This is a genomic window from Dyella caseinilytica (genome assembly GCF_016865235.1).
GTDB classification, from domain to species: Bacteria; Pseudomonadota; Gammaproteobacteria; order Xanthomonadales; family Rhodanobacteraceae; genus Dyella_B; species Dyella_B caseinilytica.
The window spans coordinates 996122-1018191 of sequence record NZ_CP064030.1 but is presented as its reverse complement, the minus strand read 5'-3'; the positions used below and the strand labels follow the sequence as shown (position 1 = coordinate 1018191).

Below are 22070 nucleotides of genomic sequence, written 5' to 3'. Positions count from 1 at the left end.
CGATGCTGGCCTGCTTTGCGCTGGGTGCGCGAGGCGCTGGCAAGATTCGAGGAGAGTAGTCATGGGTGTGATCGAACAGCTGCGCGAACTGCGCGAATTTGGCGGCAAGCCGCGAACCATTGGCCTGGACGACGCCACCATCGAGCGCATGGCTGCGCTTGATCCGCAACTCGGCAAGGCTGTGGCGGAAGCCGTGACGCGTCATCGCGAACTGCGTACCGAACTCGGCGATTTCCTGAAACTGGACGAAGCGGAGCAGTTGACGCAGACGCAAACCGGTTTCGTGAACTTCTATCCCGATGATGCGATTAACCCGTATCTGCCTGCCACTGCGCGCGGTCCGTGGGTCGTCACGCTGAAGGGCGCCGTGGTGCACGACAACGGTGGCTACGGCATGCTCGGCTTCGGTCACAACAACGAAGCGATCGATGCCGCGCTGGCGCGTCCGCAAGTGATGGCCAACGTGATGACGCCGAGCGTGTCGCAGATGCGCTTCACCCAGGCGATGCATCGCGAACTGGGCCGCAACCGCGGCGCTAATCCTTATACGCAGTACCTGTGCCTGAATTCCGGTTCGGAATCGGTAGGCCTGGCCTGCCGTATCGTCGACGTGAACGCCAAGCTGATGACCGATGCCGGTGGCCGCTACGCAGGCCGCACGATCAAGCGCGTCGCAGTGAAAGGCGCGTTCCACGGCCGCACCGACAAACCGGCGCTGTATTCCGATTCTTCGCGCCGCACCTATCAGCAGCATCTGGCGAGCTATCGCCATGAAGACACGCTGCTTACGGTTGCACCGTATGACGTCGCCCAACTGGAAGCTGTCTTCGCTGATGCCGACCGTCACGGCTGGTTTATCGAAGCGCTGTTCCTGGAGCCGGTGATGGGCGAAGGCGATCCTGGCCGCGCGGTCACGCCTGCGTTCTACCAGGCAGCTCGCGAACTCACCGAAGCACATGGCTCGCTGTTGCTGGTCGACTCGATCCAGGCCGGCCTGCGTGCGCATGGCGTACTGTCAATCATCGACTACCCCGGCTTCGAAAAGCTGGCGCCGCCGGATATGGAAACGTTCTCCAAAGCGCTCAATGCCGGCCAGTATCCGTTGTCGGTGCTCGCCGTGACGCAACACACCGCCGGCCTGTATCGCAAAGGCATCTACGGCAACACCATGACCGCCAACCCGCGTGCTTTGGATGTCGCGTTGGCCACGCTCGATCAGCTCAGCGATGACGTGCGCAATAACATCCGCGTGCGCGGCAAGGAATTCGTCGACAAGCTCAACACGCTGAAGGATGAACTGGGCGGCCTGATCACCAAGGTGCAGGGCACCGGCTTGCTGTTCTCCTGCGAACTGGCTCCGCAGTTCAAGTGCTACGGCGCCGGCTCCACCGAGGAATACCTGCGCGAGCGCGGCATGGGCGTGATCCACGGCGGCGCCAACTCCCTGCGCTTCACGCCGCACTTCAAAATCACCAGCGCGGAAGTGGACATGGTGATTGCCCACGTGCGGCACGCGTTGCTGGAAGGGCCGCGCAAGAGCGAGGCGCGGGCGGCTTAAGTACCGTAGATCGGCCATCGTCAATGAGACATCGTGAAAGGCGGGGCTCGTGCTCCGCCTTTTGCATTCAAGATTCCCCTACCCCTCTTTCAGGCATAGACTGCCCCAGCCGGCAAAGCCGCCGGTCATAACTTCAGGAGGAAGCATCATGTCCATGCGTTTCAGCCTGCTCGTCGCCAGTGCAGTCCTGGCCCTCGCGACCACTACCGCCTTCGCCGCACCGCAGAGCTCGTCCAGCACGGCGGGGCATTCCACCAAGTTGGGCCAGTGCAGCCATGCCAATGCCGGCAAGACCGGGGCGGACTACAAGAGCGCCGTCGCCGCCTGCATGAAGGGCGACAACACCGCGACCACGCCTGCTGCTTCGGACGCCAAACAGACCCAGCAGCAGAAGATGGCTTCGTGCAGCAAAGCCAATGCCGGCAAGAAAGGTGCCGACTACAAGACCGCCATGAGCACTTGCCTGAAGGGTTCCTGAGACCACTCAAGCCCGCCGGAGCCTGTTTGAATCAAGGGCGTCGCCAGCTGGCGGCGCCCTTTTCGTTTGCCGCTATGCTTGCAGCATCTCTCTTGAAAACACCCGCCGCATGAAGATCGTCGAAGTCAGCCATCCCCTGATCCAACATAAGCTCGGCCTGATGCGCCGGGCGGGTATCAGTACCAAGGAATTCCGCGAGCTGGCTTCGGAAGTGGGTTCGCTCCTTACCTATGAAGCCACCAAGGATCTGGAAACGGTCGAAGCACAGATCGAAGGCTGGGCCGGTCCCGTACGCGTGCAGCAGATCAAGGGCAAGAAGATCACCATCGTGCCGATCTTGCGTGCAGGACTAGGCATGCTGCCGGGCGTATTGGAATTGATTCCGGCAGCAAAAGTCAGCGTGGTTGGCCTGCAGCGCGACGAGCAAACGCTCAAGCCCACTACCTATTACGAAAAGCTCACCGGCCGAATGGATGAGCGTATCGCGCTGATCGTCGATCCCATGCTGGCCACGGCAGGAACGCTGATCGCCACCGTCGACATGCTTAAGGCTGCCGGGTGCAAGCGCATCAAGGGACTGTTTTTGGTCGCTGCGCCGGAAGGGCTCAAACGCATCGAGGCCAGTCATCCGGATATCGAAATCTACACCGCGTCGATTGACGAACGGCTCAATGAGCATGGCTATATCTTGCCGGGGCTTGGCGATGCGGGGGACAAGATTTTTGGAACGAAGCAGTTACCGGTGGCGGAATAGCGTGCCTTTCCTTCTCCCTTTGGGGGAGAAGGTGGCCCGCAGGGTCGGATGAGGGGCCAACCTCGCAAAGCGAAACATTCGGAGCGAACTTTGATAAATATCAACGCAAGCACCGGCCCCTCACCCTGCCCTCTCCCCAGAGGGGAGAGGGGAATATGCTGAGCGCTACAGGCGCTCAGTTTCTGAATCGATCCGTCGCCTCCAACAGCTCATGCGTAATTCCCGGCTCAAATGCAGAGTGCCCCGCATCCTGCACGATGCGCAGATCCGCCTCCGGCCACGCGCGATGCAAATCCCACGCACTGCGCATCGGGCACACCACGTCGTAGCGTCCCTGCACGATCACTGCAGGAATCTTTTTGATGCGGTCGACATGGCGCAACAGCTGATCGTCATGCTCGAAGAAACCGCCATTGACGAAGTAATGGCATTCGATGCGCGCGAAGGCGAGCGCGAATTCATCTTCACCGCTGCTGCTGATGTATGCCTCATCCTGGAACAGGAAGCTGGTCGCACCTTCCCACACGGACCATGCGCGCGCTGCAGCCAGGCGCACGTTCGGATCGGAACTGGTCAGGCGGCGATGATAGGCACTCATCAAGTCACCGCGCTCCACCTCGGGAATTGCGGCGAGATACGTTTCCCAGGCATCGGGATACAGCGCGTCGCAGCCTTTTTGATAGAACCACTCCAACTCCCACCGGCGCAGCATGAAGATGCCGCGCAGCACCAGCTCAGTCACTTTGTCCGGATGCGTCTGCGCGTACGAAAGCGCGAGCGTCGATCCCCAAGAGCCGCCGAACACCTGCCAGCGATCGATACGCAGATGTTCGCGCAGACGCTCGATGTCGGCGACCAGATGCCATGTAGTGTTGTCAGTCAGCTCCGCGTGCGGCGTGGATCTGCCGCAGCCACGCTGGTCGAACAGCACGATGCGGTACACCGCAGGGTCGAAGAAACGCCGGCACTTCGGGTTGGTTCCGCCGCCCGGGCCGCCGTGCAGGAACACCACCGGCTTGCCGTTCGGGTTGCCGCTCTGCTCGTAGTAAAGCGTGTGCAACTCGGAGACCTTGAGCTGGCCGACGTCGTAAGGTTCGATTTCGGGATACAAGGTGCGGCGGTCTTGAGACATGGTGTGGCGGCCTGACAGGGTGAGAGTCACATGGTACGAGGGAGTGCCATGCAACCCAAGCCGATGGCCCTGGGGCTTGGCGCTCCCGGGATTCAGGCAAATAACTTGCCTGGATTAAGAATCCCATTCGGATCGAACACACTTTTCACACCGCGCATCAGCGCAATCTCAGCCGCGCTGCGAGTGCTTTCCAGATAAGCGCGCTTGACCAGGCCGATGCCGTGCTCAGCGGAAATGCTGCCGCCGTGGCGTTGCAGCGTTTGCGCCAGAAGCTTGGTCACATGCTCACACTGCGCGATGAAATCCGCATCAGAAAGCGTATCCGGCTTGAGCACATTGATATGCAAGTTGCCGTCACCGATGTGTCCGAACCACACCACTTCGATATCTGGATACTCGCGCGTCAGCAGCGACTGGATCTCTTGCAAGAACGCCGGCACAGCGCTGATGCGTACGGAAATATCATTCTTGTAGGGTTTGTGCGGCGCCAGGCTTTCGGTAATGCCTTCACGCAGACGCCATAGTGCTGCCGCCTGGGCGTCGCTCTGTGCGATCACACCATCGCTGATCAAGCCCTGCTCCACACCTTGTTCAAACGCCGTCAGCGCCGCTTCTTGTGCGCGTTCGTCAGGCGCATCAAATTCGGTTACCACGTAGTAAGGATGTTCACCATCGATGGCACGCTGCGCGCCGTGCGCCAGCACATGCTTCAAGGCCATGTCGGTAAAGAACTCGAAGGCCTGCAGCGACAAGCGTGCACGGAACAGGGCAAACACCTGCATCAACGCATCCATATCAGGTAACGCAAGCAGCATCACTTGCGAAGGCTGCGGCGGATCGGCGAGGCGCAAAGTCGCCTCCACCACAATGCCGAGCGTTCCTTCCGAGCCGATTACCAGCTGGCGGAAATCGTAGCCGCTGGAGTTCTTGATCAGACCGCGATTGAGATCCAGCAATTCGCCGTTCCCGGCGACGACTTTAAGACCCGCTATCCACTCACGTGTATTGCCATAACGGATGACGCGGATGCCACCTGCGTTAGTGGCGATATTGCCGCCGATGGAGCAGGACCCCCGCGCAGCAAAATCCACGGGATAGATCAGCCCGTGCTCCCGCGCAGCCCCATGCACGGCTTCCAGCGCGATGCCAGGCTGCACCGTCAGTGTGCGGTCTACGGCGTCGAAACCCAGCACACGGTTCATGCGGGCCAGACTCAGCACCAGTTCGCCATGCGCCGCCACCGCGCCGCCCGACAAGCCGGTGCGGCCGCCTGAGGGCACGATAGCGACCTTGTTCTCGTTGGCCCAACGCATGATGCCCTGCACTTCCTCGATCGAGGCTGGCAGCGCGATGGCCAGCGGCGCAGGCGTCCAGCGTCGAGTCCAATCGCGGCCGTAATGCTCCAGGTCGCCGGCCTCGGTCAGCAGGCGCAGATCGGGCAGACGGCGGGACAATTCGGCGAGGGCATCAGCTGTCATGGCAACTCCGTGGCGAGGCATCCAGCGTGCCAGCGCCTGCGCGACGCGTCCAGTGCTGCGTCGCGGCAAAATCTGGCATAGTGAAGAGCCTGTCTGTGGACTATGCAGAGATCGCAGACACGCTCTTTACATCCAAACCCGGGCTGCCATGAAGACCTCGTATCCCAAGCAAGACATCAAGGTGCTGTTGCTCGAAGGCCTCAGCCGCACAGCGGTGGAAACCTTCCAGCGCGCCGGCTACAGCCAGATCGAGTACCACGCCAAATCGCTGCCGGAGGACGAGTTGAAAGCGCGTATCGCCGACGCGCATATCATCGGTATCCGATCCCGCACGCATCTCACCGATGACGTGCTGGACCATGCCAAGCGCTTGATCGCCGTAGGCTGCTATTGCATCGGCACCAACCAGGTTGATCTGAGCGCCGCGGGGAAGCTTGGTATTCCCGTTTTCAACGCGCCCTACTCCAACACGCGCAGCGTGGCAGAGCTGGTGATTGCCGAGACGATCATGCTGCTGCGTGGCATTCCGCAAAAGAGCGCACTCTGCCACCGTGGCGGCTGGACCAAATCCGCTGCGGGCAGCTTTGAAGTGCGCGACAAGGTGCTCGGCATCGTCGGCTACGGCCATATCGGCACGCAGGTGGGCGTGCTGGCGGAAAGCCTGGGCATGCGCGTGATCTTCCACGACATCGAATCCAAGCTGTCGCTGGGCAATGCACGCGCCGCGGCCAGCCTGGATGATCTGCTTGAACGTTCCGACGTCGTCACGCTGCACGTGCCGGAAACGCCCTCGACCAAGCTGATGATGGGCAAGACTGAGCTGGACAAGATGAAGAAGGGCGCGCTGCTGATCAATGCATCGCGCGGCACGGTGGTCGATATCGACGCGCTCGCGGATGCGCTGCGCAAGGAGCACGTCGGTGGCGCTGCCATCGACGTATTCCCGGTGGAACCGAAGGGCAACGACGATCCCTTTGTCTCACCGTTGATCGGCATGGATAACGTGATCCTCACCCCGCATATCGGCGGTAGCACACTGGAAGCACAGGACAACATCGGCATCGAAGTGGCCAGCAAACTGGTGCGCTATAGCGACAACGGCTCCACGCTGTCTGCCGTGAACTTCCCGGAAGTGACCTTGCCGGAACATCCGCGCAGTCGTCGCCTGTTGCACATTCATCGCAACGTGCCAGGCGTGCTCTCGCGCATCAATGAACTGTTCTCCGCCGGCAACATCAACATCGATGCGCAGTTCCTGCAGACCACAGCGGACGTGGGTTACGTCGTGATCGATGTGTCGGCGGAAGAACAGCAGGCCGCATTGCTGAAAGACAAGCTCGCAGCGATACCGGGAACGTTGCGGACACGCGTACTTTATTGATCACGCCATGCTGTCGTTTCGCAGGTTGGGTAGCGGTGCGCTCACCCAACCTGCGGTGGCCGCGCCACCCCAACGTTTGACACTGGTGAATGCCTCGCTTATTCAAGCTTGACCGCCATATGCCGATAACTACTTAACTCGGCAACGTTTTTTATTGCGGCACAGCTTATGAATTTACGATTTCGCAATCTGCGTATCGCCATCCGACTTGGCCTGCTCGGCGCAGTGATGCTGGCGGCTGCAGTCATTGTGGGGCTTGGCGGCTGGCGCGGCCTCTCCCGTACCCATGATCTCCAGGTGCATTCCGCCGAAACAGCCGGAAAATTCGCCGCGGCGGTGGACATGGCGCGCGTGACGCAGGTCGATTTCAAGAAACAGGTTCAGGAGTGGAAAGATCTGCTCTTGCGCGGCAGTGATGCGGATGCGTTCAAGAAGCATCACGATGGCTTTGTCGCGCAGTCCAGCGCCGTCGACAAGGATCTCGCTTCGCTGAAGCAGCAGATGGCCGAGCTTGGCCTAAAGACTGACGGCGTGAGTGCAGCGGTCGCCACGCATGCAGATCTGGGCACGAAATACCTCGCTGCCATCCAGCACTACGATCCCAATGATCCCCAAAGCGTGCATGTCGTGGATAGTCTGGTCGCGGGCATCGATCGCGCACCCACTGCCGCCATTGATAGTCTGGTGGCAAATATGAAGCAGGGTGCACAAACCGCGTCCACGCAGATTGATCAGCAAAGCCGCGACGCTTTCCGTGATGCCTGTGTGTTTCTGATCGCCGTGGTGCTTTGTGCCATGCTCGCCGGTGCCATGCTGACCTGGCTGCTTGCGTACAGCATCACGGCGCCGATCGGTCGCGCCGTGAAAATGGCTCAGGCCGTGGCAGAAGGGGATCTGTCCACGCAGGTTACCGTTACCAGCCATGACGAAACCGGCAAGCTGCTTGCAGCGCTCGACGCGATGAATGGCCAGCTGCGCCGTGTGGTCAACACCATTCGCGCGGGCAGCACAGAGATTTCCACTTCTACACGACAGATCGCCAGCGGCAACCAGGATCTTTCCGCGCGTACCAGCGAACAAGCAGCGGCGCTGGAAGAAACGTCGTCCTCCATGCAAGAGTTCACCCACAGCGTGAATGCCAATGCCGTGCGTGCGCATGAAGCAAGCCGCCTGGCCGAATCGGCTGCAGGTATCGCCAAGCAAAGCGGCACAGCCATGTCCGAGGCTGTCGGCGCGATGAACCAGGTGCAGGCCGTCGCCAGCCGGATTACCGAAATCACGGAAACGATGGACCGCATCGCCACCCAAACACACATCCTCGCCTTGAACGCCTCAGTGGAAGCGGCACGCGCCGGTGAAGCCGGCAAGGGTTTCCATGTTGTCGCGGGTGAAGTGCAATCGTTGGCGCGCAATTCGCGCACGGCGTCCCGGGAGATTCGTTCGCTGATCGAAGAATCAGTGACGATCATCGCAAGCGGCACGCAGATGATTGCCCACGCGGAATCAATGGTCGGCAAGTTACTCGATAGCGTGGATAACGTCGCCAGTACAGTGAATGCCATTGCTTCGCAGAGCACCGAGCAGGCCTCCGGCATCCAGCAGGTCAATCGCGCGGTGCAGCAGATGGACGAGGTCACGCAGAGCAACGCTGCCCTGGTCGAAGAAGCCGCCGCCGCCGCGGATACGGTGCAGATGCGTGCCCGCTCACTCGTGGAGAGCGTGGCATTCTTCAAGCTGGGCGATGGCCTCAAGGAAGCCGCCAAGATCGAGTTCAAGAAAACGACCCACGCCAGCGTCTACCAGCCCGCTGCCCCGCAACAACTCGTAGCCGCCTGAGCTTCGCGCAAACCTCGCCTTTAATGGCGAGGCTGCGCAACCATAAGGCATGCGTGTGGCTTACTTGCCTCGTTTTGCCGCGACCTTTCGCTTTGGCGCTGTCTTGGCGGCCTTGGCCGGCTTTGCCTTCGCTGATGATGTCTTTTTCACGGCGGGTTTACTCCGCTTGTTCTCGACACCATTGCTGTGTAATTCGTGGCGATGTTGCACACGCAGTTCTTCGCGAAATGCATCCGCGTAACTCTTGAGCTCGGTTTTCTGCTTGGCGCTCATTCCTGTTCCACGCTCCATGTGTGCTTCCATCTGCCGCAGCAAGTCGTAATCGTGGTAATCGCGATACGGCTTAAGGTCCAGATCGACCGGCACCTTGCTTAGACGCTCGTCGCCAATGCTCTTGACGTATTTCTGCATGAAGCGGTCATAAGCCTTCCAAGTGACGCCGTGTGCATGCACCGCCGCTTCTTCAGCACGCGTGGCGATCTGGTGCGCATGCAGGTAATGCAGATCCAACTGGTCGATCAAGGTCTTTTCGACTTCCTCGTGCAGGATGAGGAAGCGATCCACTTCGACGGTGCGCCCGCGGAAGGTGAAGGATTCGGGTAAGTGGCGGTCGATATAGATCGTCTTGCCGTCCTGGCTGTAGCCGGCCAGGTAAGGAATATCGTGTTTGCGGTCGAGCTTTTTGACCCGGCGCAGGATGGCATCCAACGCGCGATCCAGCATCAGCGACGAGATGTACCAGTCGGGGGTGTTCAGCTTTACGTGTGGAGCATTCGGATGACAGGTATTGGACGGCATCGGCGATATCTCCTGACTATGCAGTGGGTTCACTGCCTCGGAGACTAGCGCGTCATCGTCACGGACACATGTCCGCTCCTGAAAACAAAAAACGGCGCCGAGGCGCCGTTTTACGGATTTCGCGAATTGGTCGGGGCGGCGGGATTCGAACCCACGACCCTTTGCCCCCCAGGCAAATGCGCTACCAGGCTGCGCTACGCCCCGACGATTCACAAAGAAAGGAAAGTGTACCAGTTCCGGCAATGCTGCCGGTAGAGGTAACAGCTCAGCGACGCAGCAGCGCCAGCACTTCTTCCAGCTCCATACGCACCTGACGCACGATCTGGTGCGACATGCTGGCCTCCATGCGTGCCTGCGGACCTTCCAGCCGGGCGCGGGCGCCGGTGATGGTAAAGCCTTCGTCGTACAGCAGGGAGCGGATCTGGCGGATCATCAGCACGTCATGCCGCTGGTAGTAGCGGCGATTGCCCCGGCGCTTGACCGGGTTCAGCGCCGGGAATTCCTGCTCCCAATAGCGCAGCACGTGTGGCTTCACCCCGCAGAGGTCGCTGACTTCACCGATGGTGAAGTAGCGCTTGGCCGGGATGGCAGGCAGTTCGGTGTTATTCCCCTGATCCAGCATAGCCCTCGACTCTCACCTTGAGTTTCTGCCCTGGCCGGAACGTCACCACTCGACGGGCGGAGATGGGAATCTCCTCGCCGGTCTTCGGATTACGACCCGGTCGCTGGTTCTTCTGCCGCAAATCGAAGTTGCCGAATCCTGACAACTTCACCTGTTCACCACGTTCCAAGGCTTCGCGGACCACCTCGAAATAGGCGTCCACGAACTCCTTGGCTTCCCGCTTGTTAAGGCCTACCTCGAGGAAGAGGCGCTCGGCCATCTCCGCCTTTGTCAGCGCCGCCATCTTACCCTCGCAACTTTGCCTCGCATGACATCTCCAACGCAGCCACCGCATTTCGTACGCAGTGATCCGCGTCGTCGTCGGTAAGGGTGCGTGAAGCGTCCTGCAAAATCAAGCCCATAGCGAGACTCTTTCGGCCCGCTTCGACCCCTTTGCCGCTGTAGCGGTCGAACAGGCGCAGCTCCACCAGGGCTGCCCCAAGGCTGCTACGGACCGCCTGCTCAATCTGTGACCAGGCCATCTGTTCAGGTACATCGACGGCGATATCGCGGCGCACCGCAGGAAAACGTGGCACTGGCTGGGCCTTGGGGAGGCGTCGGCCCAGCAAGGGCTCCAGCGCCAGCTCCAGCACGTGCACGTCCGGTCCCAGGTCGAGAGTCTTGGCCAGCTGCGGGTGCAAGGCACCGAGGTAGCCGGCCGTCTGGCCGTCGCGAGCCACGCGCGCGCCCCGCCCCGGATGCAGCCAGCCCGGCAGGCCGTCGGCGTGCACCGACCAGCGTTGCGGCTCACCGCCCCAGGCGATCAGGGCGTCCAGGTCGCCCTTGAGGTCGAAGAAATCCAAAGGCCGCGCCGCTTCGCCCCATTGCTCCGCCCGGGCGTGGCCACTGGCCACGATGGCGAGGCTGGGCGTCTCGACAGGTGGGTCACCCGCCCCAAACACACGGCCGATCTCGAACAGGCGCACGCGCTCCTGCTGGCGCGCCCGGTTATGGGACAGGGCTTCGATCAGGCCGGGCAACAGCGATGGCCTCATCACCGCCAGATCGGCGGACAGCGGATTGGCCAATGGCACCAACTTTTCGCCGATACCCCATTTCGCAAGCAAAGCATGGCTGACGAAGGCGAGATTGACCGCCTCGTAGTACTCGCGTGCCGCCAGCTGTTCGCGCACGGCGAGTTCGTTGAGCCGAGCTTCCGGATCGATAGCCAGCGCCAGCTCGCCCGCCGGGATGTGGGTGGGAATGCGGTCGTAGCCGTAGATGCGGGCCACTTCCTCGACCAGATCTTCCTCGCGCTCGATATCGAAACGGCTGCTCGGGGCGGTAATGCGCCAGCCTTCGGCCGTGGTTTCCACCTGCATGCCGAGTGCGGTGAAGATACGCGCGACTTCGGCATCGGCCACTTCCACGCCCAGCACGCGCTTGAGGCGCGCACGGCGCAGGCCCACGGCGGCCGGCTTCGGCAGATCGGACGGATTTTCCGCCACCAGGACCGGACCGGCCTTGCCGCCGGCGATCGCCAACAGCAACTCGGTAGCGCGCTCCAGCGCGCGGCGCGGCAATTCCGGATCGACGCCGCGCTCGAAACGATGGGACGCGTCGGTATGCATGCCCAGCTTGCGTGCGCGGCCCATGATCGCGGCCGGAGCAAAGTGTGCCGACTCCAGGAAGATGTTGTGTGTCGCGTCGGTGACGCGGGAATCGTAGCCACCCATCACGCCCGCCACCGCCAACGCCTTCTTCTCGTCGGCAATCAGCAGGAAGCCGGTATCGAGCTTGACCTCGGAGCCATCGAGCAGCTTCAGCGTTTCGCCGTCGTGTGCGTGGCGAACGACGATGTCGCCTTGCAGCGTGTCGTTGTCGAACGCGTGCAGCGGTTGGCCCAGTTCCAGCATGACGTAGTTGGTGACGTCCACCACCGCGCTGATCGGGCGCAACCCTGCACGTCGCAGACGTTCAGCCAGCCATAGCGGTGTGCGTGCCGTGGGGTCGAAGCCTTCGATGATGCGGCCGAGATAACGCGGCGCATCCGCGCCAGCGTCGAGGCGAATACCGCGGCACGCAGCGCCCGTGACAGCCGCTTCAGCTTGCGCAGGCACTTTCACATGACTGCCGAACAGGGCAGCAACATCGTGTGCAAGACCCACCAACCCAAGACAATCGGGGCGATTGGGCGTGAGCTTCAGCTCGATACTGGCGTCAGGCAGACCAAGGTAATCGGCCAACGGCCGACCGACCGGTGCATCGGAAGACAACTCCAGCAAGCCGGACGCATCGTTATCGATACCCAGCTCTTTGGCCGAGCACAGCATGCCGAACGATTCGACGCCGCGCAGCTTGGCGGCCTTGATGGCGATCCCGCCAGGCAAATTCGCGCCCACGGTGGCAAGCGGCACCTTGATACCGATGCGCGCATTCGGTGCGCCGCATACGATCTGCAGCGGCTCGCCCGACCCGGCGTCGACCTTGCACACCTGCAGGCGATCGGCTTCCGGATGCTTTTGCGCACCAATGATTTCGGCCACCACCACGCCGCTGAGGTTTTCGCCCAGCGGCGTGAGTTCTTCCACTTCCAGCCCGGCCATGGTCAACGCATGCGCCAGGGCGGCACGGTCGGCCTTGATCTCGACCAGCTCGCGCAGCCAGTTTTCGGAGAATTTCATCGTGTTGTTCCCTGCCAGCGGTTACGCGAATTGCTTGAGGAAGCGCAGATCGTTCTCGAAGAACGCGCGCAGGTCGGAGACGCCGTAGCGCAGCATGGCGAAGCGTTCCACGCCCAGGCCAAACGCAAAGCCGGTGTAGCGCTCCGGATCGATACCGCAGTTCTGCAGCACGTTCGGATGCACCATGCCGCAGCCAAGCACTTCCAGCCAACGCGTGCTGCCATCTTCAGCATCCCAACGAATATCCACTTCGGCCGACGGTTCGGTAAAGGGGAAGTAGCTGGGGCGGAAGCGCATTTCGAAATCGCGCTCGAAGAAGGCACGAATGAATTCGGCCAGCGTGCCTTTCAGATCAGCAAAGCTGGAAGTTTCGTCCACCAGCAGACCTTCGATCTGATGAAACATCGGCGAGTGCGTCTGATCCGAGTCGCTGCGGTACACCTTGCCCGGCGCGATCACGCGGATCGGCGGCTGCCGACCTTTCATCGCACGGATCTGCACCGGCGAGGTGTGCGTGCGCAGCAGGCGTCCGTCACCAAAGTAGAAGGTGTCGTGCATGGCGCGCGCCGGATGGTGCGGCGGAAAATTCAGCGCCTCGAAATTGTGCCAGTCGTCCTCGATTTCCGGACCATCGGCGCGCTGGTAGCCCAGGCGCGAGAAGATGGCGGCAATGCGTTCCAACGTTCGGGTGATCGGGTGAATCCCACCCCGTTCGCCATTGCGGCCCGGCATGCTGATGTCGAGCTTTTCGGAAGCGAGGCGGCGATCGAGTTCGGCCTGCTCCAGCATCTGCTTGCGCGCGGCCAGTGCGTCATTGAGGCGCTCTTTCAGGCGGTTCACTTCGGCGCCGCGCGTCTTGCGCTCTTCCGGTGAAAGCGCGCCCAGCGCTTTAAGCGCAGCGGTGACGATGCCGCTCTTGCCCAGCAGGCCCACGCGCAGCGCATCGAGCGCGTCGAGCGTGTCGGTCTTGTCGATTTCCGCCAGCGCCTGGGTGGCGCGGGTGTCCAGGTCTTCCATCGGTGCAGTCCCGGTTTGATTCATGTTGATTTGGCCGCGTTGCCTGTGCTCTTCATGAAACTTCATTTTGCGTGACCGTCATTCCCGCGAAAGCGGGAATCCATCTTCGATACCGCACCCGGGCAGATGGATTCCCGCTTTCGCGGGAATGACGGCACGAAGGGAGATCACAAAATATGCAGACGCCCACGTACCATCGAAGAGAGCAAAAACAAAAACGGGGAGAAGGCGTTTGGCCTTCTCCCCGCTTGATTTACATCATATCGTCAGCGTTCGACGATCAAGCGGCCAGACTGGCCTTCGCCTTTTCTGCGATGGCCCCAAACGCCTTGATGTCGTGCACGGCGATATCAGCCAGCACCTTGCGGTCAACGGTGATACCGGCCTTGGCCAGACCATTGATCAGGCGGCTGTAGGACAGGCCGAACTGACGGGCGGCAGCATTGATACGCACGATCCACAGGGCGCGGAACTGACGCTTCTTCTGCTTGCGGCCGATATAGGCGTACTGACCGGCCTTGATAACGGCCTGGTTAGCAACGCGGAAGACCTTGCGGCGGGCGTTGTAGTAGCCCTTGGCACGACCGATGATTTTCTTGTGACGACGACGGGCGGTAACGCCACGCTTTACACGAGCCATGGTTCAGTCCTCCGCCTTAGAGATACGGCAACATGCGTGCTACACCCTTGGTGTCGCAAGCTTTGACGTGGTTGGTGGCGCGCAGATTGCGCTTACGCTTGGTCGACTTCTTGGTCAAGATGTGCGACTTGAAGGCGTGACCGGCCTTGAACTTGCCGGACGCGGTCTTGCGAAAACGCTTCGCCGCCGCGCGGTTGGTCTTGATCTTGGGCATGGGAATGCTCCTTGATGGGGCTTGGCCCCCGGTTTCTGACTGATCTGGCGGTGGTCTGAGCCACGCTTTCCGTCCTGCCACGATCGGTTCACGACCCATCCTGGCGGGTCGAACCGGCGATTATACGGAGAAAGGGTGGGCAATGCCAGCTATCCAGCCTCAAAACCCATAGATGTCGTGACACCCTCTCCCCGAAGGGGAGAGGGGATGGCGGCACAGGCGAAAATCCCGCGCCGCTTACTTCTTCTTGGGCCCGATCATCATGACCATCTGGCGCCCTTCCAGGCGCGGGAAGGATTCGATGACGCCGTTCTCACCCACATCTTCCTGGATCCGCTTGGCCAGATCCTGGCCGAGGTCCTGATGGGACATTTCGCGGCCGCGGAAGCGGATGGTGACCTTGACCTTGTCGCCTTCCTCAAGGAAGCGAAGCATGTTGCGCAGCTTGATCTGGTAGTCGCCCACGTCCGTAACCGGACGGAACTTCACTTCCTTGATTTCGACCTGCTTTTGCTTCTTCTTGGCGGCCTGGGCCTTCTTCTGGGCTTCGAACTTGAACTTGCCGTAATCCATGATGCGGCAGACCGGTGGGTCGCCGTTCGGCTGGATCTCGACCAGGTCGAGCCCCGCTTCCTCGGCTGCACGCAGCGCCTCGTCACGGGTCAGGATGCCGAGCTGTTCGGAATCCGGACCAATTACACGCACGCGCGGTACGCGGATTTCGCTATTACGACGGTTGCCCTTAGTTTCTGTGGTGGCGATACCACTATCCTCCAGAAGATGTTTTTGATTGGCCGGGCGGCATCAGTGCCGCGTCTCGGTCTCCAGGCGCTCGATGAAGCTGGCAAGCGGCATGCTGCCGAGATCTTCGCCCGAACGGGTACGCACAGAAACTGACCCCGATTCCTTTTCGCGATCACCGACCACTAGCAGGTAGGGCACTTTCTGGAGCGTATGTTCGCGGATTTTATAGCCGACCTTCTCGTTGCGCAAATCGGCCTGTATGCGGAAGCCTTTATCGACAAGGGTTTGCGTCACCTGCCGGACATAGTCGGCCTGGGCATCCGTAATGCTGAACACCTGCGCCTGCACCGGCGCCAGCCATGCGGGCAGATTGCCGGCGTGATGCTCGATCAGGATGCCGATGAAACGCTCCATCGAGCCGACAATGGCCCGGTGCAGCATGATAGGACGTCGGCGCTGGCTGTGCTCGTCCACGTATTCGGCGCCAAGACGCTCGGGCATCATCGGATCCACCTGCATGGTACCCACCTGCCAGGAACGGCCGATGGAGTCGGTCATGTGGTACTCGATCTTGGGACCGTAGAATGCGCCCTCGCCCGGCAGCTCTTCCCACGGCACGCCAACGCTGCGCAAAGCGTTGCGCAATGCCTCCTCGGAGCGATCCCACAGCTCTTCACTGCCGATGCGCTTATCGGGGCGCAATGCGATCTTCACCGCGATGCTGTCGAAGCCGAAATCCGAATAAACCTTCATCGCCTGCTGGTGGAACGCCGTCACTTCAGACTCGACCTGCTGTTCCGTGCAGAAGATGTGACCGTCGTCCTGCGTGAAGGCACGCACGCGCATGATGCCGTGCAGCGCGCCCGAAGGCTCATTGCGATGGCAGCCGCCGAATTCGCCATAGCGGATCGGCAAATCTCGATAGCTGTGCAGGCCGGTGTTGTAGATCTGCACATGGCCCGGGCAGTTCATCGGTTTGAGCGCATACGTGCGCTTTTCCGATTCCGTGAAGAACATGTTTTCCTGGTAGTTGTCCCAGTGCCCGGACTTCTTCCATAGGCTCACGTCCATGATCTGCGGACCGCGCACTTCCTGGTAACCACTGCTGCGGTACACACCGCGCACGTACTGCTCCACCACTTGCCAGATGGCCCAGCCGTTCGGATGCCAGAACACCATGCCCGGCGCTTCTTCCTGCTGATGGAACAGGTCCAGCGCCTTGCCGATCTTGCGGTGATCGCGCTTTTCAGCCTCTTCCAACTGCTGCAGGTAGGCCTTGAGATCCTTATCGTTAAGCCATGCCGTACCATAGATGCGCGTGAGCATCGCGTTGTTGGAATCGCCGCGCCAATAAGCGCCGGCCACCTTCATCAATTTGAACGCGCGCAGCTTGCCCGTATTCGGCACGTGTGGGCCGCGACACAGATCCGTGAATTCGCCCTGCGTATACAGCGACAGCTCTTCGTTGGCCGGGATGCTTTCGATGATCTCGGCCTTGTATTCCTCGCCGATGCCGCGGAAGAACGTCACCGCGTCGTCGCGTGACTTCACACTGCGCGTGAGCGGCAGCTGTTCCTTCACGATTTTTTCCATCTCGGCCTCGATCTTCACCAGATCGTCGGGCGTGAAGGGGCGCTCGTAAGCGAAGTCGTAAAAGAAACCGTTGTCGATCACCGGGCCGATCGTCACCTGCGCACCGGGATACAGGCGCTGCACAGCCTGCGCCAGCAAGTGCGCGGTGGAATGACGCAGAATTTCCAGCGCCTCGGGGCTCTTCTCTGTGACGATTTCGAGGCTGGCGTTATGGTCGATCGGGAAGCTGGCATCCACCAGCTTGCCATCCACCTTGCCGGCGAGGGTGGCTTTGGCGAGGCCGGCGCCAATGGAGGCAGCCACATCCTGCACCGTAACGGGATGGTCGAAGGGGCGCTTGCTGCCGTCGGGGAGCGTAATTTCGATCATGGGATAGTTTCTCGGAAAACAAAAAAGGCGCCACGCGCCTTTTTTTCTTGGACACAAGGCGTGGTGAGATCAGCGTTGGAAGCGGGTAGTTGCCATGTCACACACTCGACCGGCGCCTTCGGCGCGGGCCACCTTGTCTCCGAAGAACAGGAAATAAAAGCTAGTTTAGCGCATCCACGGTGTCAATTCCGCGGCAACGCTTAACCATTACAATGAGCGGCCAATACCCGTCGTCCCGAGACCGGTCGGAACCCGGTGTCTTTCTTACATATATATATGTAAGAAAGACACCGGGTCCGGGCTCAAGCAGGGACGCCGCCACAAGAATCAACGGTTCAGGACACCTCGATGCGCATTCTCGTCACCGGTTCGGCAGGCTTTGTCGGCGCCGCTCTCACGGAACGGTTGCTGGCCCGTGGCGATGAAGTGCTCGGCATCGACAATCACAACGATTACTACGATCCGAGCCTGAAAGAAGCGCGGCTGGCGCGATTCGCCGAACACCCCCGCTATACCCACCTGCGTGCAGACTTGGCCGACGCTGACGCCATCAACCGCGCATTCCGCGACTTCACGCCACAACGCGTCGCCAATCTCGCCGCGCAAGCCGGCGTGCGTTACTCGCTGAAAAATCCGCAAGCCTACGTGCAAAGCAACCTGGTCGGATTCGTGAACGTGCTGGAAGCCTGTCGCCACGGCAAGGTAGAACATTTGGTGTATGCGTCATCCAGTTCCGTCTACGGCGCCAACCGCAAGATGCCGTTTGCGGTAGAGGATGCGGTTGATCACCCGGTCAGCCTGTATGCGGCCAGCAAGAAGGCCAACGAATTGATGGCGCATACGTACAGCCACCTCTACGATCTGCCCACCACCGGCCTGCGCTTCTTCACCGTGTATGGACCATGGGGCCGTCCGGATATGTCACCCATTTTGTTCGCCGAACGCATCGTACGTGGTGAACCGATCGACGTATTCAATTACGGCAACCACAGCCGCGACTTCACCTATATCGACGATATTGTCGAAGGCGTGATCCGCACACTGGATCATGTCGCCAAGCCCGATCCAACCTACGATCCGCTGCAACCCAATCCTGGCACCTCGAACGCGCCTTACCGCGTGTACAACATCGGCAACGATCAACCCGTGCAGCTGATGCGCTTTATCGAACTGATGGAGCAGAACCTGGGACGCACCGTCGAAAAGCGCTTGCTCCCCATGCAGCCGGGTGATGTGCCCGACACCTGGGCGGATGTGTCCGCGCTGAGGCGCGATGTGGGCTATGCGCCAAATACCAGCATCGAGGAAGGTGTGAAGCGTTTTGTCGCGTGGTACCGCGAATACCGCCGCATTGCGTAAAGTTTGTTTAATCCTTACAGCCGTCATTCCCGCTTACGCGGGAATGACGGCATGATGATTGCGTTGCAGATATTGCATTTCAGAACGGCTTGGCAATGGCCAGGAAAATCACGCCAAGCAGCAGGAACACCGGCAGTTCATTGAGCAAGCGCAACGTACGCGCTGGAGGCAACACGCCACCCTTCGCACTGCGCTTCACCAGTCGGCCATTCCATATGTAATAGACGAACAACACCACGACCAGACCCAGCTTGGCGTGCAACCAGCCCATCTCGCCCCAATTCGGCAAGCTGTTCGGGAAGACGTGCGAACCGAGCCAAAGCGTAAGGCCGAACAGAAAGGCGATACCGAACATCATGTGACCGAATCGATATAGCCGCAGCCCCATCAACTCCAGGCGCGCCTTGACGGCCGGTTCGTCACCCGCTTCGGCGATGTTCACCAGGATTCTGGGCAAATAGAACACCGCAGCGACCCAAGCCATCACGAACAGGACATGCAGGCTCTTGATCCACAGGTAGGTCATGGGTGCTCCACGCGACGACGAGAATTCGCGTGATGGTACGTCGAATGATGACTTGCGTCTGCGGTTGCGGCTAATCGGCGCAGCGGTGTGAAGATCTCGCTTTACTGAGTACGCCGATGCTGCCTCGATGTCACTCCGGCGAAGGCCGCGATCCGTAGCGAGTGCGATCAGCAATGACAAACTGACGTAGCTGAAGCTCGACCCTTTGGCGGTACGCACCGGGGGCAAGCTGCCTCATGCGAGCGCATCACTCATGAAGTCCATTCGCCAGAAATAGAAGGGCCCCCTTTCGGGGGCCAGAAGCTTCATCCTAGGGGGTCGATGAAGCCAAGGGTCGCTAACACCGGTCGCACAGAGGATGCGTCGGCCGGCAACCACAGCATGCATCTGTGCGCCATTTCGCAAAATCAGGCGGCGACCCGACGAGGTGTCAGATTAGGACTACAGACAACCTTCTATTGCGACTCCAGATGGGCTCTATAGCGCCCATACGATGAGCCAATAAAAAAGCCGCTCTTTGGAGAGCGGCTTTTTTGTATTTCCGTACTTAGCTTTTCCGAGACAGACCAGAATCGGCTAAGTCACTGATTTAATTGGTGGGCGGTACAAGGATCGAACTTGTGACCCCTTCCATGTCAAGGAAGTGCTCTACCGCTGAGCTAACCGCCCGAGAGCCGCGCAGTATACGGGAATGAGATAGGGCTGAAAAGGCTTGTCGGTGGAATTGAAGCCGTTGGAGACGATGAAGTTTCCATCGATCCCATCCGCCCCGTCCCTAACACGCAAAACAGCGCTTAGCGCGCAGCCTGTTCGCGAAGCTGATGGATCCGGTCGCGCAGACGGGCAGCTTCCTCGAACTCCAGATTTTCTGCATGTTTGCGCATATCCGCCTCCAGCCGCTTGATCATGGCGGAAGCCTGGTCGGCGCTGAGACCGGCGTAATCGGCGGCCTCCTCGGCAACCAGGGCGGCAGCGCCCCGGCCGCGGGTGGACTTGCTGCGGCTCCGGCCTGGCACCTCGCTGCGGGCACCTTCCATGATGTCGGCGATCCGGCGCACCACCGACTTCGGGGTGATGCCATGTGCAGTATTCCAGGCCACCTGCTTTTCACGGCGACGGCTGGTTTCATCCATCGCTGCTCGCATCGAGCGGGTGATCTCGTCGCCGTACAGGATGGCTTTGCCACGCTCGTTGCGCGCCGCACGGCCGATGGTCTGGATCAGCGAGCCGGTGGAACGCAGGAAGCCTTCCTTGTCTGCATCGAGGATCGCCACCAGCGAGACCTCGGGCATATCCAGACCTTCGCGTAACAGGTTGATGCCGACCAGCACATCGAATTCGCCCAGGCGCAAGTCGCGGATGATTTCCACGCGCTCCACGGTTTCGATGTCCGAGTGCAGATAACGCACTTTCACATCGTGTTCGCTGAGGTATTCGGTGAGGTTTTCCGCCATGCGCTTGGTGAGCGTGGTGACCAGTACGCGGTCGCCCATGGCAATGCGCTTCTTTGCCTCGCCCAACAGATCGTCCACCTGAGTGCGCACCGGGCGCACTTCCACTTCCGGATCAATCAAGCCGGTGGGGCGCACGACCAGCTCCACTACCGCATCACCAGACTTTTCCAGCTCATAAGCACGCGGCGTTGCAGAGACATAGATCGAACGCGGCGCACGACGTTCAAACTCCTCGAAACGCAACGGACGGTTATCCATTGCCGACGGTAGCCGGAACCCGAATTCCACCAGGGTTTCCTTGCGCGAACGGTCGCCTTTATACATGGCACCCAGCTGCGGAATCGTTACGTGCGATTCGTCTACGACCAGCAATGCATCGGGTGGCAGATAGTCGAACAGCGTCGGCGGCGGTTCACCGGGCGCGCGGCGGGTCAGATGCCGCGAGTAGTTCTCGATGCCCTGACAATAGCCCACCTCGGTCATCATCTCGATGTCGAAGCGGGTGCGTTGATCGAGTCGCTGCGCCTCCACCAGACGATTTTCCTTGTAGAGATATTCGAGTCGGTCCTTCAACTCCTCCTTGATGGTTTCGATCGCGTTCAACACACTTTCGCGCGTACTGGCGTAATGCGTGCGTGGGTAGACGGTATAGCGTGGAACCTTGCGGATCGCTTCACCGGTGAGTGGATCGAACAACGACAGATTTTCCACTTCGCCGTCGAATAGCTCGATACGCAGCGCCTCGGTTTCCGATTCGGCCGGAAATACATCGATGATCTCGCCGCGCACGCGATAGGTGCCACGACGCAGTTCCATTTCGTTGCGGGTGTATTGCAGTTCGGTAAGTTGGCGAATCAAGGCGCGCTGGTCGATACGCTCGCCGCGGGCGAGGATCAATCGCAGCGAAAGATAGTCTTCCGGATCGCCCAGGCCGTAGATCGCCGAGACGGTCGCGACAATGATCGCGTCTTTGCGCGAAAGCAGCGCCTTGGTCGCGGCCAATCGCATCTGCTCGATATGCTCGTTGATCGACGCGTCTTTCTCGATGAAGGTATCCGACGCGACGACGTAGGCTTCCGGCTGGTAGTAGTCGTAATAGCTGACGAAGTACTCCACCGCGTTGTGCGGGAAAAACTCCTTGAACTCGCCGTACAGCTGCGCCGCAAGCGTCTTGTTCGGCGCCAGCACAATGGTCGGGCGCTGAACCTGCTCGATCATGTTGGCGATGGTGAAGGTCTTGCCCGAGCCCGTCACGCCGAGCAGGGTCTGCGCCGCTAGGCCGGCTTCGAAGCCTTCCACCAGGCGACGAATCGCCTCGGGCTGATCGCCGGCCGGTTTGTAGTGGGATACGAGTTCGAAGCGGTCGCGGTCGGTCATGGGCTTAGTCTGCGGGCTCGGAGGCGCATTTTAAATGCTGGATGCTGACAGGGCCTGTCAGCAGCACCTGACCGGCG

General features: G+C 60.5%; 19 protein-coding genes and 2 tRNA genes. 6 read left to right on the top strand and 15 right to left on the bottom strand.

Annotated features, from left to right (window positions below):
* The first annotated feature begins 61 nt into the window (after positions 1 to 61).
* The 3 genes from ISN74_RS04130 to upp all read left to right on the top strand — a co-directional run bounded on the left by ISN74_RS04130 (position 62) and on the right by upp (position 2790).
* Positions 62 to 1558, top strand: coding sequence for an aminotransferase class III-fold pyridoxal phosphate-dependent enzyme (locus ISN74_RS04130; RefSeq protein WP_188797645.1), 1497 nt, complete (start codon positions 62 to 64; stop codon positions 1556 to 1558).
* Between the two features lie 148 nt (positions 1559 to 1706).
* The gene (locus tag ISN74_RS04125) at positions 1707 to 2036 is read left to right on the top strand and encodes a PsiF family protein (protein ID WP_188797643.1); all 330 of its coding nucleotides are present in this window, start codon (positions 1707 to 1709) and stop codon (positions 2034 to 2036) included.
* 109 nt (positions 2037 to 2145) lie between these two features.
* The gene (gene upp, locus ISN74_RS04120) at positions 2146 to 2790 is read left to right on the top strand and encodes a uracil phosphoribosyltransferase (protein WP_188797641.1); all 645 of its coding nucleotides are present in this window, start codon (positions 2146 to 2148) and stop codon (positions 2788 to 2790) included.
* 175 nt (positions 2791 to 2965) lie between these two features.
* On the opposite strand, the gene pip is transcribed toward upp, so the two are convergent.
* Both pip and ISN74_RS04110 read right to left on the bottom strand, forming a co-directional pair.
* On the bottom strand, positions 2966 to 3922 hold the full coding sequence (pip, locus tag ISN74_RS04115) for a prolyl aminopeptidase (protein ID WP_188797639.1): 957 nt from the start codon (positions 3920 to 3922) through the stop codon (positions 2966 to 2968).
* Between the two features lie 92 nt (positions 3923 to 4014).
* The gene (locus ISN74_RS04110; protein WP_188797637.1) at positions 4015 to 5400 is read right to left on the bottom strand and encodes an FAD-binding oxidoreductase; all 1386 of its coding nucleotides are present in this window, start codon (positions 5398 to 5400) and stop codon (positions 4015 to 4017) included.
* 148 nt (positions 5401 to 5548) lie between these two features.
* Here ISN74_RS04110 and serA point away from each other — a divergent pair, with 148 nt between their 5' ends.
* A complete protein-coding gene (serA, locus tag ISN74_RS04105; RefSeq protein ID WP_188797634.1) occupies positions 5549 to 6781 on the top strand; it encodes a phosphoglycerate dehydrogenase in 1233 nt (410 codons plus the stop codon).
* Between the two features lie 168 nt (positions 6782 to 6949).
* Entirely contained in the window at positions 6950 to 8617 is a 1668-nt protein-coding gene (locus ISN74_RS04100) for a methyl-accepting chemotaxis protein (protein WP_188797633.1), read from the top strand.
* Between the two features lie 60 nt (positions 8618 to 8677).
* On the opposite strand, the gene ISN74_RS04095 is transcribed toward ISN74_RS04100, so the two are convergent.
* From ISN74_RS04095 to thrS, 10 genes are all read right to left on the bottom strand, one after another.
* On the bottom strand, positions 8678 to 9415 hold the full coding sequence (locus tag ISN74_RS04095; RefSeq protein WP_188797630.1) for a hypothetical protein: 738 nt from the start codon (positions 9413 to 9415) through the stop codon (positions 8678 to 8680).
* A gap of 127 nt (positions 9416 to 9542) precedes the next feature.
* Positions 9543 to 9619, bottom strand: a tRNA-Pro gene (locus ISN74_RS04090).
* A gap of 61 nt (positions 9620 to 9680) precedes the next feature.
* The gene (locus ISN74_RS04085) at positions 9681 to 10037 is read right to left on the bottom strand and encodes a MerR family transcriptional regulator (RefSeq protein ID WP_115477489.1); all 357 of its coding nucleotides are present in this window, start codon (positions 10035 to 10037) and stop codon (positions 9681 to 9683) included.
* Positions 10018 to 10320 (bottom strand): integration host factor subunit alpha, encoded by a 303-nt coding sequence (gene ihfA, locus ISN74_RS04080; RefSeq protein WP_115477488.1) that lies wholly within the window; start codon positions 10318 to 10320, stop codon positions 10018 to 10020. The genes ISN74_RS04085 and ihfA overlap by 20 nt, the downstream gene beginning before the upstream one ends.
* 1 nt (position 10321) lies before the next feature.
* Positions 10322 to 12700: a phenylalanine--tRNA ligase subunit beta gene (pheT, locus tag ISN74_RS04075; protein WP_188797629.1), complete on the bottom strand. Its 2379-nt coding sequence runs from the start codon at positions 12698 to 12700 to the stop codon at positions 10322 to 10324.
* Between the two features lie 21 nt (positions 12701 to 12721).
* The gene (pheS, locus tag ISN74_RS04070) at positions 12722 to 13717 is read right to left on the bottom strand and encodes a phenylalanine--tRNA ligase subunit alpha (protein ID WP_203546753.1); all 996 of its coding nucleotides are present in this window, start codon (positions 13715 to 13717) and stop codon (positions 12722 to 12724) included.
* A gap of 280 nt (positions 13718 to 13997) precedes the next feature.
* Positions 13998 to 14357, bottom strand: coding sequence for a 50S ribosomal protein L20 (rplT, locus tag ISN74_RS04065; protein ID WP_128898432.1), 360 nt, complete (start codon positions 14355 to 14357; stop codon positions 13998 to 14000).
* A 16-nt stretch (positions 14358 to 14373) separates the two neighbouring features.
* Positions 14374 to 14571: a 50S ribosomal protein L35 gene (gene rpmI / locus ISN74_RS04060; RefSeq protein ID WP_019467379.1), complete on the bottom strand. Its 198-nt coding sequence runs from the start codon at positions 14569 to 14571 to the stop codon at positions 14374 to 14376.
* Positions 14572 to 14808: 237 nt separating this feature from the next.
* On the bottom strand, positions 14809 to 15333 hold the full coding sequence (gene infC, locus ISN74_RS04055; RefSeq protein WP_308420763.1) for a translation initiation factor IF-3: 525 nt from the start codon (positions 15331 to 15333) through the stop codon (positions 14809 to 14811).
* A gap of 42 nt (positions 15334 to 15375) precedes the next feature.
* The gene (gene thrS, locus ISN74_RS04050) at positions 15376 to 17277 is read right to left on the bottom strand and encodes a threonine--tRNA ligase (RefSeq protein WP_188797627.1); all 1902 of its coding nucleotides are present in this window, start codon (positions 17275 to 17277) and stop codon (positions 15376 to 15378) included.
* A 348-nt stretch (positions 17278 to 17625) separates the two neighbouring features.
* On the opposite strand from thrS, the gene ISN74_RS04045 reads away from it, so the two are divergent.
* Positions 17626 to 18636 (top strand): NAD-dependent epimerase, encoded by a 1011-nt coding sequence (locus ISN74_RS04045; RefSeq protein ID WP_188797625.1) that lies wholly within the window; start codon positions 17626 to 17628, stop codon positions 18634 to 18636.
* 79 nt (positions 18637 to 18715) lie between these two features.
* Here ISN74_RS04045 and ISN74_RS04040 read toward each other — a convergent pair whose 3' ends face one another.
* From ISN74_RS04040 to uvrB, 3 genes are all read right to left on the bottom strand, one after another.
* Positions 18716 to 19162 (bottom strand): CopD family protein, encoded by a 447-nt coding sequence (locus ISN74_RS04040; protein ID WP_188797623.1) that lies wholly within the window; start codon positions 19160 to 19162, stop codon positions 18716 to 18718.
* Between the two features lie 594 nt (positions 19163 to 19756).
* Positions 19757 to 19831 (bottom strand) — tRNA-Val (locus ISN74_RS04035).
* A gap of 125 nt (positions 19832 to 19956) precedes the next feature.
* Positions 19957 to 21993 (bottom strand): excinuclease ABC subunit UvrB, encoded by a 2037-nt coding sequence (gene uvrB / locus ISN74_RS04030; RefSeq protein ID WP_188797621.1) that lies wholly within the window; start codon positions 21991 to 21993, stop codon positions 19957 to 19959.
* Positions 21994 to 22070: the final 77 nt, after the last annotated feature.

Coding starts and splice junctions, on each gene's coding strand:
- pheT (WP_188797629.1), bottom strand. CDS start 12,700: ATGAAATTCTCCGAAAACTGGCTGCGCGAGCTGGTCGAGATCAAGGCC.
- ISN74_RS04040 (WP_188797623.1), bottom strand. CDS start 19,162: ATGACCTACCTGTGGATCAAGAGCCTGCATGTCCTGTTCGTGATGGCT.
- serA (WP_188797634.1), top strand. CDS start 5,549: ATGAAGACCTCGTATCCCAAGCAAGACATCAAGGTGCTGTTGCTCGAA.
- ISN74_RS04125 (WP_188797643.1), top strand. CDS start 1,707: ATGTCCATGCGTTTCAGCCTGCTCGTCGCCAGTGCAGTCCTGGCCCTC.
- ISN74_RS04100 (WP_188797633.1), top strand. CDS start 6,950: ATGAATTTACGATTTCGCAATCTGCGTATCGCCATCCGACTTGGCCTG.
- pheS (WP_203546753.1), bottom strand. CDS start 13,717: ATGGAAGACCTGGACACCCGCGCCACCCAGGCGCTGGCGGAAATCGAC.
- thrS (WP_188797627.1), bottom strand. CDS start 17,277: ATGATCGAAATTACGCTCCCCGACGGCAGCAAGCGCCCCTTCGACCAT.
- uvrB (WP_188797621.1), bottom strand. CDS start 21,993: ATGACCGACCGCGACCGCTTCGAACTCGTATCCCACTACAAACCGGCC.
- ISN74_RS04085 (WP_115477489.1), bottom strand. CDS start 10,037: ATGCTGGATCAGGGGAATAACACCGAACTGCCTGCCATCCCGGCCAAG.
- rplT (WP_128898432.1), bottom strand. CDS start 14,357: ATGGCTCGTGTAAAGCGTGGCGTTACCGCCCGTCGTCGTCACAAGAAA.
- ISN74_RS04095 (WP_188797630.1), bottom strand. CDS start 9,415: ATGCCGTCCAATACCTGTCATCCGAATGCTCCACACGTAAAGCTGAAC.
- rpmI (WP_019467379.1), bottom strand. CDS start 14,571: ATGCCCAAGATCAAGACCAACCGCGCGGCGGCGAAGCGTTTTCGCAAG.
- ISN74_RS04110 (WP_188797637.1), bottom strand. CDS start 5,400: ATGACAGCTGATGCCCTCGCCGAATTGTCCCGCCGTCTGCCCGATCTG.
- ihfA (WP_115477488.1), bottom strand. CDS start 10,320: ATGGCGGCGCTGACAAAGGCGGAGATGGCCGAGCGCCTCTTCCTCGAG.
- pip (WP_188797639.1), bottom strand. CDS start 3,922: ATGTCTCAAGACCGCCGCACCTTGTATCCCGAAATCGAACCTTACGAC.
- ISN74_RS04130 (WP_188797645.1), top strand. CDS start 62: ATGGGTGTGATCGAACAGCTGCGCGAACTGCGCGAATTTGGCGGCAAG.
- upp (WP_188797641.1), top strand. CDS start 2,146: ATGAAGATCGTCGAAGTCAGCCATCCCCTGATCCAACATAAGCTCGGC.
- ISN74_RS04045 (WP_188797625.1), top strand. CDS start 17,626: ATGCGCATTCTCGTCACCGGTTCGGCAGGCTTTGTCGGCGCCGCTCTC.